The following is a 17,713-nucleotide window of genomic DNA, read 5'->3' as shown; positions in this document are numbered from 1 at the left end:
GTTATAACCACATTATACAAGGAGGAATATGTGTGATTAAAAAGGCAGTTATAAAGGGTGTTGTTTTTATAACTTTTTTATTGATAATTATTAATATTATTACACCAGCATTTATATTAAAAACCAGCCATCGTGGTAAATTAATTGAAGGATTGTACAATCATACTGGAAATTCATATGATGTAGTTTTAATGGGTGGAAGTCATATGAATGGTGGCATAGATCCGAATGTATTATGGCATAATTATGGTATAACAAGTTTTAACTATGCAACAGGTGGTCAATCTATAGATGTTACTTATTATATGTTAAAAGAAATTTTAAAGAAACATAAAGTTTCTATCGCAGTAGTTGATGCATATTATTTAGCTAGAACTGCTGAATATGGTGATAAAGGATATATAAGTAATGCTGTTGATAATATGAAATTTTCTATAAATAAATTAGAAACAATACAAAATTGCATTCCTTTTGAAGATAGATTAAGTTATTTGTTACCTATTTTGAAATATCATAATAGATGGAAAGAGCTTACAAAAAAAGATTTTAATTATAGCAGTGATGAAAATTATTATGCAAAAGGATTTGAGGCTGGTACTAATAGATATGGAAAGAACAATTCTACTGAAAATGTGAAACTAAAAAAAATTTATAGTACTGTAGCTCTTCCACCTAAATCCTTAATTTATCTAAATAAAATTATAAAATTATGTAAGGACAATAATTTGAAATTAATTTTGTTAAATACTCCATTTGATTATAATTCTGAGGGCAATTCGAATGATTGGTCTAAACAACAGCCTCAACTATTTAAAAAAGTATCTGAAATTGCGAATCAGAATAATATTCCATTTATTAATTATAATGACATGTTGGATGAAATAAAGTTTGATTTTAAGAATGAAATGAATAATTCAGGGCATGTAAATATATGGGGTGCCAGTAAGGTTACAATGGATTTTGGGGACTATTTGAAAAAAAATTATAATTTAGAAAATCATCGTAAGGATGTTATGTATAAACAGTGGGATATAGATTATAAATATTCTCAGGTAAAAAAGTATGTAAATAATAAAAGTTAATTGTTAAATTCATAACCAGTAATTGTTAAATAATTATATTTTAAAAATATATTATACTATTATAAAAACGATCAATAAAATAATTCAAGTTATAATTATTAGTACTGATGTGAAATATAGTTATGAGTATTATCATATATTACTAAAGGATAATTTAATATATAGGCAAATTTTACAGATTTAGTTATAAAAATTTTTATATGTTATTTATTTTGAGCGTATTTGGATTGTAAGAGAATTTTTGTCTTATACATATAAATACATTATAAATATATTTTATATGCTTATATTTGAAATATGAAGAATATATTTATTCGATTTAGTTAACTGAGAACAGTTAAAATAATAACAATTAAATACAATAATAAAATAAAAAAATCACAGTTAATATTAACTGTGATTTTTAGCTATAGCTCAGCTATAATATTTCCTGTTTCAGTGAGATCATATCCACCAATTCCTAAAAGTTCAGATTTAAATTCGTCCGAGCGTAATATATTTATTATTGATTTAAAAAGAGGTTTATTTAAATCCTCTTTTTTTAACACTAATTCATATCTTTCTTTCTGAAGGGGTATAAAATCTATATTTTTTACTTGCAGACTAGTTTTTTCATTTCCTATAGCTGCATCTGCACCACCTCTGGCAACATTACTTGCCGCTGCAAGATGCGAGAAACATTCTCTATTATAACCACTTATATTAGTGCCTTCAATGTTAAGTAATCGTAAGTGTTCATCTAAAAGAATTCTGACTCCACAACCTTTTTCTCTATTTATTATGCTTATATCTGGTCTTTTTAAATCTTCCCATGTCTTAATATTTTTAGGATTTCCTTTTTGAACATAAAAACCTTCCATTCTACAGGCTAAATGAATTATTACAGTAGGGATACCGGGAACTAATCTTCTTACAAAAGGTATATTATATTGATTTGTATCACCATCCCATAAATGGGAAGTAGCCACTTGAACTTTACCAAGATATAATGCAAGCAAACCATTATAACTTCCTACATAGGATCTAAAAGTTCTAATACCGGGTGAATGAAATTCTATATAACGTGATAATATGTCAAGAAGTACATCTTGTCCGCAGATTACTAATTCACTGCTGTTACTGTTATTTTGTGGATCAAAAATATTTAAAGATGCTAATTTATCATTTTTCACAGAATTAAAATTGTCGGTGCTATTATTTTTTGTTTTATTTTTATATATTTCAACATCTTTTAAATCTACTCTAATTTTTTTCCCGACTTTGTATCCATTTAATTCGCCTCTTTTAATTAGTTCATAGACTGTGTTTTTTGCTATTTTTAACATTTCAGCGACTTCTTGTGGAGTTAAAACTGTATTTTCTAACATATAATATCTCCTCTCATAAGTATATAATAAAATTAATTATTTAATAATATCATATACCATTATGATATTATTAATGATTTTAATACATATTTATTAAAAATACAAATTTATTTATAATTTAAATTGTTCAATAAAAATTTTATTGAAATTTTTATAAATATAATTATATTTTAAAATTTATTTATAAAATTATAAAACATAATAAAACATAGGTAAAACCATTTTTTTATTTATGTGTAAATATATATAAAATAATATGAATAAATAAATGGTATCCATAAAGTATAAATTAATGGATTAATATTTATGTGAGACATTCTGCTGATAAGGTTATCATAAAAATAGTTCTTGATAAATCGTTAATTTGAGTATTGTCTTTTTGAATAATATGTGATATATTTTGTTATAAATTATTAAACACATAATTTTTAGCAAATTATTAAATACTAAAATTTATAGTAAAAGGAGAATGAAAAATGAGACAAGTAGCTATTTATGGAAAAGGTGGAATTGGAAAATCTACAACAACACAAAATCTTACTTCAGGATTGGCTGAAATGGGTAAACACATAATGGTGGTAGGTTGCGATCCAAAAGCAGACTCAACAAGATTACTTTTAGGTGGACTAGCTCAAAAGACAGTTCTGGATACACTAAGAGAAGAAGGAGACGATGTAGATCTAGATTCAATATTAAAAGCAGGATATGGCAACATAAAATGTGTTGAATCAGGTGGTCCAGAACCTGGAGTCGGATGTGCAGGAAGAGGTATAATTACTTCAATTAATATGCTGGAACAATTAGGAGCTTATACTGATGACTTGGATTATGTTTTCTATGATGTATTAGGTGATGTTGTTTGTGGTGGTTTTGCTATGCCAATACGTGAAGGTAAAGCCCAGGAGATATATATAGTAGCCAGCGGAGAAATGATGGCAATGTATGCAGCAAACAATATATCAAAAGGTATATACAAATTTGCTAGCTCAGGTGGAGTTAGATTAGGTGGTATTATATGTAACAGCAGAAAGGTTGACAATGAATATGAATTACTTGATTCATTTGCTAAAAAATTAGGCAGTCAGTTAATATACTTTGTACCAAGAAGTCCAGAGGTTACAAAGGCAGAAATAAATAAACAGACTGTTATACAATATGATCCAAAAGCTAAACAGGCAGATGAATATAGGGCATTAGCTAAGGCTATAGATGGAAATGATATGTTTGTAGTACCAAAACCTATGGCTCAAGAGGAGTTAGAAGCCATATTAATGGAACATGGTCTTATGGATGCTTAATTATATTAATGAAAATATTTATGTAAGGAATAAGGCATTGAATCTCTTACCATAAATATATAGGTAGGAGATTCACAAATAATGTTAGAATGGGCTAAATTCTAACCTGATATATTTTAACACAGAAAAGGGGAATGTGCAATATGTTGATGATAAAGGCTATTATAAGACCAGATAAAACAGCTACTGTTCTTTCTGAATTATGTGATGCAGGATTTCCAGCAGTTACTAAACTTGATGTAGTGGGCAGAGGTAAACAGAGAGGTGTAAAAGTAGGAGATATATTTTATGATGAAATTCCAAAACAGATGCTTTTAGTAGTAATAAGAGATGAGGATAAAGATGACATAGTAAAAATAATTACCAAAAATGCGAAAACTGGAACCAAGGGAGCATTTGGAGATGGAAAAATATTTATAACTCCTGTAGAAGAAGCATATACGATAAGTTCAGGAGCAAATAAATTATAGGAGGGTCTAACATGAAAGAAATTATGGCTATTATTAGAATGGACATGATAGGTAAGACTAAAGAGGCTCTTGCTGAAATTGGATTTCCTTCTATAACATGTAAAAGAGTTCTTGGACGTGGCAAGAAAAAGATTGATTTTTCTTTAATTAAAGATTATATGACAGGGGAAGACATATCAGCTATACAAGATAAAAAAATTGCAGAACAGATATCTGAAGTACACAGACTTATTTCTAAAAGATTAGTTATTATATTATCAAAAGATGAAGATGTAAAAAAGATCGTGGATACTATAATAGAAACAAATAGAACGGGAAATCCTGGAGACGGGAAAATTTTTGTAATACCAGTTACTGATTCAATAAGGATAAGAACAGAAGAAATTGGAGATGCGGCTATTTAATTTTTATGAAAGGATGATTTTATGAAAAAAGAATGGAGTCAGATTATAGATGAAGTTTTGGAGCCATATCCGTCTAAAACTTATAAGAAAAGAAAAAAGCATATGGTTGTAAAGACAAAAGAAGATTCCAATCCTGTTATTGCAGCCAATATAAGAACTATACCAGGTGTAATTACTGCTAGAGGTTGTTGTTATGCTGGATGTAAAGGTGTTGTTATGGGTCCTATAAAAGATATGGTTCATATAACTCATGGACCAGTAGGATGTTCCTTCTACACTTGGGGTGGTAGAAGATTTAAATCAAAAGCTAGTGAGGGCGGACAAAATTTTAATGAATATGTTTTTGGTACTGATATGCAGGAACAAAATATAGTTTTTGGTGGTGTAGGTAAATTACAGAAAGCTATAGATGAAGCAGTTGAAATTTTTCATCCAAAAGCTGTAGGAATATATGCAACTTGCCCTGTTGGCCTTATAGGTGATGATATACAGGCAGTTGCATCTGCATCACAGAAGAAATATGGTATACCGGTACTTGCTTTTAGTTGTGAAGGCTACAAAGGAGTAACTCAATCAGCAGGTCATCATATAGCAAATAATACTGTTATGAGCGATATAATCGGAACTGGAACACATAAGCATAAGCAGCACTCAGTAAATGTACTGGGGGAGTATAACATTGGTGGAGATTCATGGGAAATTGATAGAGTACTTAAAAAGATAGGTTATAATGTTGTAGCTACTCTTACTGGTGATGCAAGTTATGAAGATATACAAAATGCATATCAGGCAGACGTAAATTTGGTACAGTGTTATAGATCAATCAACTATATAGCAGGTATGATGGAAACTAAATATGGAATTCCATGGATTAAGGCCAACTTTATAGGAGTAGAGGCAACAGCCAGGACTTTAAGAGATTTAGCCAAGGTTTTTGATGAACCAGAATTGTATAAAAGAACAGAAGAAGTTATCGCCGAGGAAATTGGTGCAATTGAAGCTGATATACAGTATTATAGAGAAAAACTCGAAGGAAAAACAGCTTGTTTATATGTTGGCGGATTAAGAGCCCAGACATATCAGGAATTACTTAAAGACCTTGGAGTAAAAACAATTCTTGCAGGTCATGAATTTGGACATCGTGATGATTATGAAGGAAGCAGTGTCATTCCAACGATAAAAGTTGATGCAGATAGTAAAAATATTCCTGAAATAACTGTTACTAAAGATGAAGAAAAATATCGTGTTATATTGCCAAAAGATAGAGCAGAAGCCCTTAAAGCAGAAGGTGTTCAGCTAGATGGCTATACTGGACTTGTAGCTGAAATGGAAGACGATACATTGATGATAGATGATATAAATGGACATGAATTGGAGAAATTTATAAAAGAATTACATCCTGATATGTTCTTGACAGGAGTAAAAGAAAAATATGTTATTGAAAAAATGGGAGTTTTATCAAGACAGCTTCATTCCTATGATTACACAGGTCCATATGCAGGATTTAAAGGAGCAGTTATATTTGCAAGAGAACTTGCAAGAGGAGTTTATACACCAGCATGGAAGTATCTAACTCCGCCATGGAAAAAGCAACCATTATTAGATGGAAAAGTAGAAGAAGAAATAGCTGCAGGAGGTGAAAGATAATGTTAGATGCAACACCAAAAGAATTAGTAGAAAGAAAAGCTTTAAGGATAAATCCAGCTAAAACCTGTCAACCAGTTGGAGCTATGTATGCCGCTTTTGGTATCCATAATTGTCTTCCACACAGTCATGGTTCACAAGGATGCTGTTCTTATCACAGGACAGTACTGTCAAGGCATTTTAAGGAACCAGCAATGGCTTCATCAAGTTCATTTACTGAAGGTACCAGTGTATTTGGAGGCGGAGCTAATGTAAAGACAGCTGTTAAGAATATATTTGCAATGTATAATCCAGATATAATAGCTATTCATACCACTTGTTTATCTGAAACTTTAGGAGATGATTTACCTACTTATATAAGAGATATGGAAATACCAGAAGGAAAGCTTGTTATTCATACTAATACACCAAGTTATGTTGGATCACATGTTACTGGATTCTCAAATATGGTAGAAAGTATGGTTAGCTATCTTTCAGAAAATAGCGGAAAGAAAAATGGAAAAATCAATATAATACCTGGATTTGTAGAACCATCCGATATGAAAGAAATGAAGAGAATATTTAAGCTTATGGATATTCCATATATAATATTCCCGGATACAAATGGAGTATTTGATGTTCCAAATACAGGGGATTATAAGATATTTCCTAAAGGTGGAGCCAAAATCGAAGATATAGTAGATGCAGGAAATTCAGATACTACTATTGCTTTTGGAAGCTATGCTTCAGAAGCTGGAGCTAAAAAACTAGAAACTAAATGTAAAGTTCCTTTTAAAACATTAAACACTCCTATTGGAATTGATGCTATGGATGATTTACTTATGACATTGGTTAAATTGACTGGTAAGGAAGTACCGGAGGAACTTGAAGAAGAGAGAGGTCAGCTTCTAGATTTAATGCTTGATAGTTCCCAGTATTTCAATGGTAAAAAGGTGGCTATAGCTGGTGACCCAGATGTAATTATTGCTCTTACCCAGTTTACTATTGCTTTAGGTATGATACCTAGATATGTAATAACTGGTACTCCAGGAAAAGTATTTGAGAAACAAATTAATGCTATGTTGGATGCCGCTGGAATAGAAGGAAGTGTTGTTAAGGCTAACACTGATTTATTTGAATTACATCAGCTTATAAAAAATGAAGGAGTAGATCTATTGATAGCAAATACTTATGGAAAGTATATTGCTAGAGAAGAGGATATACCATTTGTTAGATTTGGATTTCCTATAATGGATAGATATGGGCATCAGTATACTCCAAAGGTTGGATACTCTGGTGCAATAAAATTAGTTGAATCAATGTGTAATGTTATGTTGGACAAGGTAGAAAGAGAGTGCGCTGAAGAAGATTTTGAAGTTGTAAGATAGCATTTAACCTTTTGAATTCAGGATGAATATCATCCTGAATTCATTTTAAATAAAACTTTTGGAGGGGAGTTTATGGAGAATAGAACTGAAATTATAGAAGATAGAAAAGACTTTGTCTGTTATAACTCTAAAAATAAAAAAAGTAAACTTAGATGTGAAGAAAATAGTGTATCTGGAGCAGTAAGCCAGAGAGCATGTGTATATTGTGGTGCTAGAGTAGTTCTAAATCCTATAACGGATGCCTTTCATTTAATACATGGTCCTATAGGATGTGCAGCTTACACATGGGACTTAAGGGGAAGTCTAACCAGCGGTTCTGAATTGTTTAGAAATAGTTTTTCTACAGATTTAAGTGAAACAGATGTTATATTTGGTGGAGAAAAAAAATTAAGAGCGGCTGTTGATGAAATTGTAGAGAAATATCATCCTAAAGTCATATTTATATATGCAACATGTATAGTTGGTGTTATTGGTGATGATATAGACTCAGTTTGTAAAATGGCGGAAGAAAAATACCATATAAGAGTAATATCAGTAAAATCTCCTGGATTTTCAGGAAGTAAAGCCATGGGTTATAGAGCTGCATGTGATGCAATAATAAAACTTATAGGTGAAAACAAAAGCACAAAAAAGGTTAATGGAATTAATTATCTTGGAGATTTCAATCTGGCTGGCGAAGTTTGGGTAGTTGAAAATTATTTGAAGAGAATAGGTATTGATATAGTTTCTAAACTTACAGGTGATGGAAAGTATGATGAAATAATAAAAGCTCCAGAGGCTAAATTGAATATAGTTCAATGTGCAGGTTCTATGGGATATTTAGCAAACAGAATGGAAGAAACTTATGATATTCCATTTATAAAAACAAGCTTTGTAGGTATAGAAGATAGTATAAATTCACTGATTCAAGTAGCAAGTCTTTTAGGAGATGGTGAAACTGTAAAGAGAGCAGAAGAACTTATAGAATCAGAGCAAGAAAGAATAAAACCAGAAATGGATTATTATAGAAGCAGACTGGAAGGTAAGAAAGCAGCTATATATGTAGGCGGAGGATATAAAGCAATATCTCTTATAAAACAGTTTAAAGATCTTGGAATAGAAACTGTTATGGTAGGAACTCAAACGGGAAAACCTGAAGATTATGAAATAATCAGACAGATAACAAATGAGGGAACTGTAATATTAGATGATGCAAATCCTTATGAACTTGAAAAGTTTATGCTTGAAAAAGGAGCAGATATATTAGTAGGAGGAGTTAAAGAAAGACCTTTGGCATATAAACTTGGTGTTGCATTCTGTGACCACAATCATGAAAGAAAACATATATTAGCCGGATTTGGTGGAGCAGTAAATTTTGCAAAGGAGATAGATCTAACTGTAAATAGTCCTGTTTGGTCTTATGTATAAAAATTTTGAGGAGATGATTGAATATGAGTAATAAAAAACTTGTAAATGTGGATAACAATCCATGTAAAATGTGTATGCCAATGGGTGGGGTTATGGCTTTTAAGGGTATAGAAAACAATATGGTGATTTTACATGGATCTCAAGGTTGCAGTACTTACATTAGAAGACACATGGCTACGCACTATAATGAGCCTGTGGATATAGCATCATCTGCTCTTACTGAACAAGGTACTGTATACGGTGGTTCCAAAAATTTAAAAAAAGGTCTTCGTAATATGATTAAAATGTATAATCCAACTAGTATAGGAGTTCTTACTACTTGTTTGGCAGAAACTATAGGAGAAGATACAAAGAGAATAATTGAAGAATTTTATGAAGAAGAAAAAGATAATAAAGATATAAAAAATATAAAGATAATAACTGCACCTACTCCAGGATATGGTGCCACACAGGCAGAAGGATATTATGTAGTATTGAGAAAAATTGTAGAACAAATTTGTGAAAAATCTGAAAATACAGGAAAATTAAATATAATATGCGGAAATTTAAATCCGGGAGATGTAAGAAATATAAAAAGTATACTTGATGATTTTAAAATAGGGTATACTCTATTACCAGATGTATCTAATACTCTTGATTCTGCACATAATGAAAAGTATAGAAGAATTCCAAAAGGTGGAACAAAATTAGAGGATATAAAGAAGATGTCAGGTGCTGTAGCTACAATTGAAATGGGTGTTACAATATCTGATGAAAATTCTCCAGGAGTGTATTTAAGGGATGAATTTGGAGTTCCACTCTATAAATGTCCTATACCAATAGGGCTTAGAAATACAAATCAATTTATGTCTTTGATATCAAAGACAATGGGATTTTCCATACCTTATGATTATTTGGTACGAAGAGGAAGATATTTGGATGCTATGATAGATAATCATAAATATACAGGTGAAGCTAGAATAATTTTATATGGTGAACCTGAACTTGTATACGCTACTGCAAGATTATGCCTGGAAAATGGAATACTTATTAAAATGATTGGTATGGGATCAAAAAATCCTGATTTGAGGGAAAAACTTAAGGATGAACTTAAAAGTCAAAAAGAAGATTCTATTGTTTTAGATGATACTGATTTTGGAACTATGGAGAATTATGCGAGAAAATTAAAGATAAATTTACTTATAGGAAATTCCGATGGAAGAAGAATGGCTAAAAAACTTGGAATAAAGATGGTGAGAATAGGATTTCCTATTCATGATAGAGTTGGAGGTCAAAGACAGATACTAACAGGATATAATGGAGCTTCATTTTTAATAGACAGTGTAGCAAATGCTATGCTCGATATAACACAGAGTACTTATAGAGAAAAAGCATATAAAGATTACTATATTCCAATTATGGAAATGAGGAAGGGTGATAAGATGGAAATTAAAAAAGATATAAAAATAGAAGATGTAGAAAAAAATCATATACTAAAATCAAATGCTGATAAAACCTGTACTCATCCCTGTTTTGGAGATAATGCGCATAAATTTGCAAGAATGCATATCCCTGTAGCACCTAAATGTAATATAAGTTGTAACTACTGTAGTAGAAAATATGATTGTGCAAATGAGAGTAGGCCTGGAGTTACAAGCAAGGTTTTAACACCTGAGCAGGCACTTGAAAAATTCAAATTTGTCAAAAGTAAAATAAAAAATTTAACTGTTGTAGGTATAGCTGGTCCCGGAGATGCTTTAGCTAATTTTGACGAAGTGAAAAAATCTCTTGAACTTATAAGAAAAGAATCTCCTGAAACTACATTTTGTTTATCAACAAATGGACTTATGCTTCCATTTTATGCAAACCAGCTCATAGAACTTGGAGTATCTCATGTTACAGTGACCATGAATGCTATAGATAAAAAAATAGGAGCTAAAATATATAGAGAAGTTAATTATTTGGGGCATAAATATACGGGAGAAGAAGGTGCAGAAATACTTCTAAATAATCAACTAAATGGAATCAGATATTTATGTTCGAAAGGGATAATATGTAAAGTTAATATGGTTATGTTAAAAGGGATAAATGACAAACATATAAAAAGTGTTGTTAAAAAAGTTAAAGAGTGTGGAGCTTATATAACAAATATAATGCAGATGATACCAGTTCAAGGAAGTAAATTTGAGGATCTGCCATTGATTTCAAATGTAGAATTAAATTCAATGAGAAAAGAATGTGAAATAGACATGAAACAAATGTATCATTGTAAACAATGCAGAGCAGATGCAATAGGCACTTTAGGTGAAGATCGTTCCATAAATTTTAGAAATATAGGTTGTGGACACTGTGGGGTAATGGCGATTAATAAAAAAGACAAAAATGAGCCTGAAAAAGAAATTATAAAAGGTAAAAAATATAAATTTGCTATTTCTACAAAATCAGGCGTTAATATAGATCAACATTTTGGACATGCTAATGAATTCTATATTTATTCATATGAAGAAGGAACAATAAGACTTTTGGAAAAGAGAAATGTGGATAAATATTGTACAGGAATAGTTGAATGCGATGAACATGAAGACAAGATTTCAAAAACAATTAAAGCAATAGGTGATTGTAATGCTGTAATTGTACTTAGAGCTGGAATTGAACCTACAGAAAAGCTAAAAGCAAATGGAATTAAGGTTATTGAAATGTATGATTCCATAAATAAGGGTATCAATAGAGCTGCTAAAATATTAGAAGAAACTGAGTTGTTACAAGAAAAGATAAATATAAAATAATAGTTTTAAAATTAAAATTAAGAAGGTGATATATATGTCCATTATAATAAAAAATAATAAAAAATTTATTATAGATAGAACTTTACCTGAAATAATGAAAAGATTAGAAAAAGTTGATGAAATTGACTTAGAAAAATTCTTGATGTTGTTGGAAAAAGTGGGAGTGGATTTAATTGAAGTTAATAAATTCACTTTGGATAAGATTAAAGTTCTTCCTGAAAAATTACATTATATATATAGAGTGGACGATATATCACATATATATTTTTTAGATAACTATATATGTAATTTTAAATATGTAATTTTAGATTATAAAAAAATTTTTTCTTTAAATAATGATACTTTAGATAAATTAAAAGGTAGAAAGATAATACTTGAAGTAGATATAAAAATTTTGGATAAATTAATTGGTGATTCAGATAATAAATTATTTAGTAAATTGAATATAGATTTTGTAAGAATAAAGAATGTTGTAAAGTATGATTTATCAGGGTGGGGCAAAATGATTCAACAGATAAAGGATAGATTTTCTGCAAATGTAGGTTTTTGTGCAGACGATAAATTTTATATGGCTACCGCAATAAGTATAGAAGCCTTGAATGATGACACTGATTTTGTTACAGCAGCTTTTAATGGAGAAATTTATGGACTTGCTTCTTTAGAAGAAGTTTTATTAGGGATCAAGGTTGTAAAACAAGCTATAGTATCCGGGGATTTAAGGTATATACAAGAACTGACTAAAATATATACACAATTAACTAGTCAAAAAATATATTGTATGAAGCCGGTAATAGGAGAAGATATTTTTAAATGTGAATCTGGTATACATGTAGATGGAATAGAAAAGAATACACATACCTATGAACCTTATAATCCAGATGATATTGGATCCAAAAGGACTATATATATTGGAAAACACTCGGGAAAAAAGGCAGTAGTATTGAGGCTTAATTCTCTTAATATAGATTGTAATGAACTGGATATAAATAAATTTTTAAATAAAGTAAGAGAAACTAGTATTAGATTTAAGCGGAATATATTGGATAAAGAATTAGTTCAAATTTATAATGATTTTAAGGATACCTGTTTGAGATGAGGTGATATAAATGGATATCAATATTGTAGATACTACATTGAGAGATGGTGAACAGAAAGCCTGTATAGCTTTAGATATGGATCAAAAAGTTAAAATTGCTAAAATTTTAGACAAAATGGGAGTTGGTCAGATAGAAGCTGGAGTGGCAGCTATGGATGGAGAAGAAAAAGAGAGCATTAAAAAGATAATGAATCTTGGGCTAAATAGTAAAATATCATCATGGAATAGAATGAATATTCAAGATATAGATGATTCTATGGATTGTGGTGTAGACATAGTTCATATATCCATTCCTTCATCCGATTTACAGATTAAATCAAAATTAAGAAAGGATAGAGATTGGGTTATAAATAATGCAAGGAAATGTATTGCATATACATTAGATAAAGGCTATGAGGTAACCATAGGGTTGGAGGATGCCAGTAGAGCTGATATAAATTTTTTGATTGAATTATGTATAACTGTGTCTGAAATGGGAGTAAAGAGAGTTAGATATGCAGATACAGTTGGAATCTTATATCCAAGAAAAATTTTCTATCATCTAAAAAAATTGATTCAGGAGGTTCCATTAGAAATAGAAATTCATGCACATAATGATTTTGGAATGGCACTTGCAAATTCTTTAGGAGCCATTGAAGCGGGAGCCAAATATGTGAACTGCACTGTTACAGGTATTGGCGAACGTGCTGGCAATTGTGATTTCTTAAAATTTGTAAAAATATTAGATGGAGTAACTGGAGAGAAGGCCTCTAATAGAAGTTTTGATAATTTAGTAGGTATGGAACAACAAATTAGGGAAATAATTAATTATGCATAATACAATTCAATTAGAAAATAATGCTGTAGATGGAATGTGATCTACAGCATTATTTATGTAGTGTAAATAATGCGCCCCAATATTACGAATTTTAATAATTATTTTTCAAAAAACATTCGTATTTTTATTGACTCAAATGTTGAGTTCTGATACCATAATGAAGGAGGGATGCGTTTTGAAGGAAAAATATGATATTATAATAGTTGGCGCGGGTCCTGCTGGTATATTTACCGCTTTAGAGATTACAAAATTAAATAGTAATCTAAATGTACTTATAGTAGATAAAGGTAGAAATATAGAGAATAGAAAATGTCCAGAAAGAATAACTGGAAAATGTTTAAAATGTAATCCTTGTGCTATAACTTTCGGTTGGTCAGGAGCAGGGGCTTTTTCTGATGGAAAGCTTTCCCTAAGTCCAGAAGTTGGTGGAAGGATTTTAGAATACTTCTCAGAAGAAGAGTGTAAAGAATTAATAAAATATTGTGATGATATATATTTAAGTTTTGGGGCAAATAAGACTGTTTATGGATTAAATAGTGAAAAAATCGATAAAATAAAATACGAATCAAGTAAATATAATATAAGGCTTGTGGAATGTCCTGTAAGACATTTGGGAACAGAATTTGCCTATGATGTACTTAAAAAGATGTACTATCATCTTATTGAAAATACAAATACAGAGTTTAGTGAGCTTACAAACGTTCAGAAGATTATTGAAAAAGATGGAAAAGTAAAAGGTGTAAAGGTTGAAAAAAAAGGTGAAGCTCAATACATCGAAGCAAAGTATGTAGTTGTTGCTCCCGGAAGAGGGGGAGCAGAATGGTGGGCTTCTGAGTCTAAAAAACTCAACTTAAAAACTGTAAATAACGCCGTTGATATTGGAGTTAGAGTTGAAGTACCCAATTCTATAATGGATCATCTTACAAAGGATCTATATGAAGCTAAATTAGTATATTATTCAGATACCTTTGACAATAAAGTTAGAACTTTTTGCATGAATCCAGGTGGAGTAGTTTCAGAAGAACATTACGATGATGGAAGTATAGCTGTTGTAAATGGTCACAGTTATTCGGAAAAAAAATTAAGAACAGACAATACGAACTTTGCGATGCTTGTTTCAACATCATTTACGGAACCTTTTGATAGACCAATAGCTTATGGAAAATATATTGCAGAACTTGGTAACATGCTAACTGGTGGAGGAATAATGGTTCAAAGGCTTGGAGATTTATTGAAAGGGAGAAGAACAAACTATTCAAGGCTTAAAAAATCAACGACAATACCAACATTAAAGTCTGCAGTACCTGGGGATTTGAGTTTTGTACTGCCCCAAAGGCATTTAACATCCATAGTTGAGTCAATCAAGGCTTTTGATAAAGTAGCGCCTGGTCTTTATAGTAAAAATACGCTCCTTTACGGTGTAGAAGTTAAATTTTATTCAAGTAAATTCGCAACTAATAATAATTTTGAAACTAAAATAGAGAATTTATACACTATAGGAGATGGTGCCGGTATTACAAGAGGACTTATGCAGGCATCTACTACAGGAATAGTTGTGGCAAGAGATATTTCTAAAAAGGAATAGACTTTTGAATTTTGTTATGGATTATGATATGTAAATAACGAGGAGGAAATTTTATGTCAGCGTTTATTGTTTTAGGAGCTCAATGGGGAGATGAAGGCAAGGGTAAAATGACAGATTATCTTGCCAAAGAAGCAGATGTAGTAGTTAGATTTCAGGGAGGTAATAATGCAGGTCATACTGTTGAAGTAGATGATAAACAATATAAGCTTCATCTTATACCTTCGGGAATATTGTATAAAAACAAATTGAATGTAATAGGTAATGGTGTAGTTTTAGATCCAAAGGCACTTTTTGAAGAAATAAATTATCTAAAAGAAAATGGAGTTAATGTAACTGCAGACAACCTTATAATTAGCGACAGGGCACACCTTATTATGCCTTATCATAAAGTTCTGGATGGTATTAAAGAGAAATCAAGGGGAAAGAATGATATAGGAACTACAGGAAAAGGTATAGGACCATGTTATACTGACAAGATGGAAAGAAGCGGTATAAGAGTATGTGACTTGATGCATAAAGAAGTATTTTATAATAATCTAAAGAATAATCTGGAAATAAAAAATGAAATAATAAGTAAAGTATATGGAGGAGAAAAGCTGAATTTCGATTCAATATATAATGAGTATACTGTATATGCTGAAAAATTAGCTCCTTTTGTCAGGGATATATCTGTAGAAGTATATGATTGCGTAAAATCAAATAAAAATGTACTCTTTGAAGGAGCCCAAGGTACTTTGCTTGATATAGACTATGGAACATATCCTTTTGTAACGTCTTCAAGTACGATTGCTGGAGGAGTATGCATTGGATCAGGAATTGGACCTACCATGATAAACGGAGCAGTAGGTATAGCAAAGGCTTATACTACAAGAGTTGGAAAAGGACCATTTCCAACTGAGTTGAATGATGAAACAGGAAACTGGATAAGAGAACAGGGTCATGAATATGGTGTTACTACAGGAAGAGCAAGAAGATGCGGCTGGATTGATCTGGTAATACTTAAGACAAGTAGCAGAATTTCAGGTTTAACAAGTTTTGCAGTTACAAAAATTGATACTTTGGGTGGGCTTGATAAAATAAAGGCATGTGTTGGTTATAAGCTCGATGGAAAAGTTATAGATTATGTACCTGCAAGTCTTGAAGATTTAGCAAAATGTGAGCCTGTATATGAGGAATTTGATGGATGGGATGAAAATATTAAAGATGCAAGGGACTATAATTCATTCCCTGAGAATGCTAAAAAGTATATAAGAAAGATAGAAGAATTTACAGGTACCAAAGTATCAATAGTATCTGTAGGCCCTGAAAGAGACCAGACTATAAAGAGATCTGAAATATAAAATAATATATCATGATTATACAACTATTAGCAGTAACAATGCTAATAGTTGTTTTTATATTATATATAATTGTATGTGAAAAATTTTCATGTTAAAATCAGAGTATATTAATCCTCAAAAGGAGGCAATAAATTTTGAATAAAGTAGTTTCGGAAAAAGAATTTGAAATTAATTACTATGAAGTAGATTTTAAGAAACAATTACTTATAACTAGTCTTATGAACTATTTTGATGATGTAGCTACAAAGCAGTCTGAAGATATAGGTGGCGGACTTGATTATATGAGAAATAAAGGCATAGCCTGGGTATTGTACAAGTGGGATATTACAATTAAAAGATATCCTATGTTTAGAGAAAGAATAAAAGTAAGAACAAGTTCCTATTCTCTTAAAAAATTTTATGGTTATAGAACCTTTGAAGTTTTTGATAAAAATAATGATGTTATATGCAGTGCTAATTCAGTATGGCTTCTTATAGATATAAACAAGAGGAGAGCCAAGAGGATAACTGAAGATATTTATAAAATGTATGGTCTCACTGAAAAAGATAATAAGCCACTTATAATAGAAAATGTACGTTTACCTGAAAAGTTTGATTTTGAAAGACATTTTGATGTAAGGTACAGTGATATAGATACCAATAATCATGTAAATAATGTTAAATATGTAGATTGGGCAATAGAGACTGTACCTATAGATATTGTATTAAATTATTCATTGGAAAACTTAAATATAACTTACAAAAAAGAAGCTGTCTATGGAGAAAATGTAAAGTCTTCTACTAAAGTACAAAAAACAGATTGTGGATATATAGGATTACATAAGATTTCTGATAATAGTGATAAGGAACTGTGTGTTATAAAAACTGTATGGAAAAATAAATATCCACCAGCTTAGCTGGTGGTTTTTCTTAAGCCCTATAAGGGCACATTACCAGCATTATGCCTTAAGGCATTTTTTGAAGATCCCGCCAGCCGCAATTTATATTACTTGCTACCCTTAAAAGGGTTCATATATTCTTTCATACTTATTTGGTCGGCGATCATATCTTCTTTTTGTTGATTTTTTATAT

Annotated in this window: 14 protein-coding genes and 1 pseudogene; 13 read left to right on the top strand and 2 right to left on the bottom strand. The window is 30.7% G+C overall.

The annotated features are described in order from the left end of the window. The first annotated feature begins 32 nt into the window (after positions 1-32). Entirely contained in the window at positions 33-1,082 is a 1,050-nt protein-coding gene (locus tag J418_RS0114585) for a hypothetical protein (RefSeq protein WP_026142671.1), read from the top strand. Positions 1,083-1,489: 407 nt separating this feature from the next. Here J418_RS0114585 and J418_RS0114580 read toward each other — a convergent pair whose 3' ends face one another. Next, on the bottom strand, positions 1,490-2,449 hold the full coding sequence (locus J418_RS0114580; RefSeq protein WP_017751368.1) for a substrate-binding domain-containing protein: 960 nt from the start codon (positions 2,447-2,449) through the stop codon (positions 1,490-1,492). A 476-nt stretch (positions 2,450-2,925) separates the two neighbouring features. Here J418_RS0114580 and nifH point away from each other — a divergent pair, with 476 nt between their 5' ends. From nifH to J418_RS0114520, 12 genes are all read left to right on the top strand, one after another. Then, positions 2,926-3,747, top strand: a complete 822-nt coding sequence (nifH, locus tag J418_RS0114575; RefSeq protein WP_017751367.1) for a nitrogenase iron protein — start codon at positions 2,926-2,928, stop codon at positions 3,745-3,747. A 143-nt stretch (positions 3,748-3,890) separates the two neighbouring features. Further along, positions 3,891-4,217, top strand: a complete 327-nt coding sequence (locus tag J418_RS0114570; protein WP_017751366.1) for a P-II family nitrogen regulator — start codon at positions 3,891-3,893, stop codon at positions 4,215-4,217. A gap of 11 nt (positions 4,218-4,228) precedes the next feature. Then, a complete protein-coding gene (locus tag J418_RS0114565; RefSeq protein ID WP_017751365.1) occupies positions 4,229-4,621 on the top strand; it encodes a P-II family nitrogen regulator in 393 nt (130 codons plus the stop codon). Between the two features lie 21 nt (positions 4,622-4,642). Next, a complete protein-coding gene (gene nifD, locus J418_RS0114560) occupies positions 4,643-6,268 on the top strand; it encodes a nitrogenase molybdenum-iron protein alpha chain (RefSeq protein WP_017751364.1) in 1,626 nt (541 codons plus the stop codon). Then, positions 6,268-7,632, top strand: coding sequence for a nitrogenase molybdenum-iron protein subunit beta (gene nifK / locus J418_RS0114555; protein ID WP_017751363.1), 1,365 nt, complete (start codon positions 6,268-6,270; stop codon positions 7,630-7,632). Before nifD ends, nifK begins: the two co-directional genes overlap by 1 nt. Positions 7,633-7,704: 72 nt before the next feature. After that, entirely contained in the window at positions 7,705-9,039 is a 1,335-nt protein-coding gene (nifE, locus tag J418_RS0114550) for a nitrogenase iron-molybdenum cofactor biosynthesis protein NifE (RefSeq protein WP_017751362.1), read from the top strand. A gap of 23 nt (positions 9,040-9,062) precedes the next feature. Continuing rightward, a complete protein-coding gene (gene nifB, locus J418_RS0114545; protein WP_017895972.1) occupies positions 9,063-11,804 on the top strand; it encodes a nitrogenase cofactor biosynthesis protein NifB in 2,742 nt (913 codons plus the stop codon). A gap of 34 nt (positions 11,805-11,838) precedes the next feature. Beyond that, a complete protein-coding gene (locus J418_RS0114540; RefSeq protein WP_017895971.1) occupies positions 11,839-12,900 on the top strand; it encodes a homocitrate synthase/isopropylmalate synthase family protein in 1,062 nt (353 codons plus the stop codon). 10 nt (positions 12,901-12,910) lie between these two features. After that, positions 12,911-13,717: a homocitrate synthase gene (locus tag J418_RS0114535; protein ID WP_017895970.1), complete on the top strand. Its 807-nt coding sequence runs from the start codon at positions 12,911-12,913 to the stop codon at positions 13,715-13,717. Between the two features lie 175 nt (positions 13,718-13,892). After that, positions 13,893-15,302 (top strand): NAD(P)/FAD-dependent oxidoreductase, encoded by a 1,410-nt coding sequence (locus J418_RS0114530; RefSeq protein ID WP_017895969.1) that lies wholly within the window; start codon positions 13,893-13,895, stop codon positions 15,300-15,302. A gap of 53 nt (positions 15,303-15,355) precedes the next feature. After that, the gene (locus tag J418_RS0114525) at positions 15,356-16,642 is read left to right on the top strand and encodes an adenylosuccinate synthase (protein ID WP_017751357.1); all 1,287 of its coding nucleotides are present in this window, start codon (positions 15,356-15,358) and stop codon (positions 16,640-16,642) included. Between the two features lie 134 nt (positions 16,643-16,776). Continuing rightward, positions 16,777-17,538 carry an acyl-[acyl-carrier-protein] thioesterase gene (locus J418_RS0114520; RefSeq protein WP_017895968.1) on the top strand — a complete coding sequence of 254 codons (762 nt, stop codon included), beginning with the start codon at positions 16,777-16,779 and terminating at the stop codon, positions 17,536-17,538. Between the two features lie 89 nt (positions 17,539-17,627). Here J418_RS0114520 and J418_RS15760 read toward each other — a convergent pair. Then, a pseudogene (locus J418_RS15760) lies at positions 17,628-17,713 on the bottom strand (IS200/IS605 family transposase); the annotation flags it as partial.

This window comes from Clostridium tyrobutyricum DSM 2637 = ATCC 25755 = JCM 11008 (assembly GCF_000359585.1).
GTDB lineage: Bacteria > Bacillota > Clostridia > Clostridiales > Clostridiaceae > Clostridium_B > Clostridium_B tyrobutyricum.
Note: the sequence above shows the minus strand (reverse complement) of the source record. Positions and strands in the feature narration are given on the sequence as shown.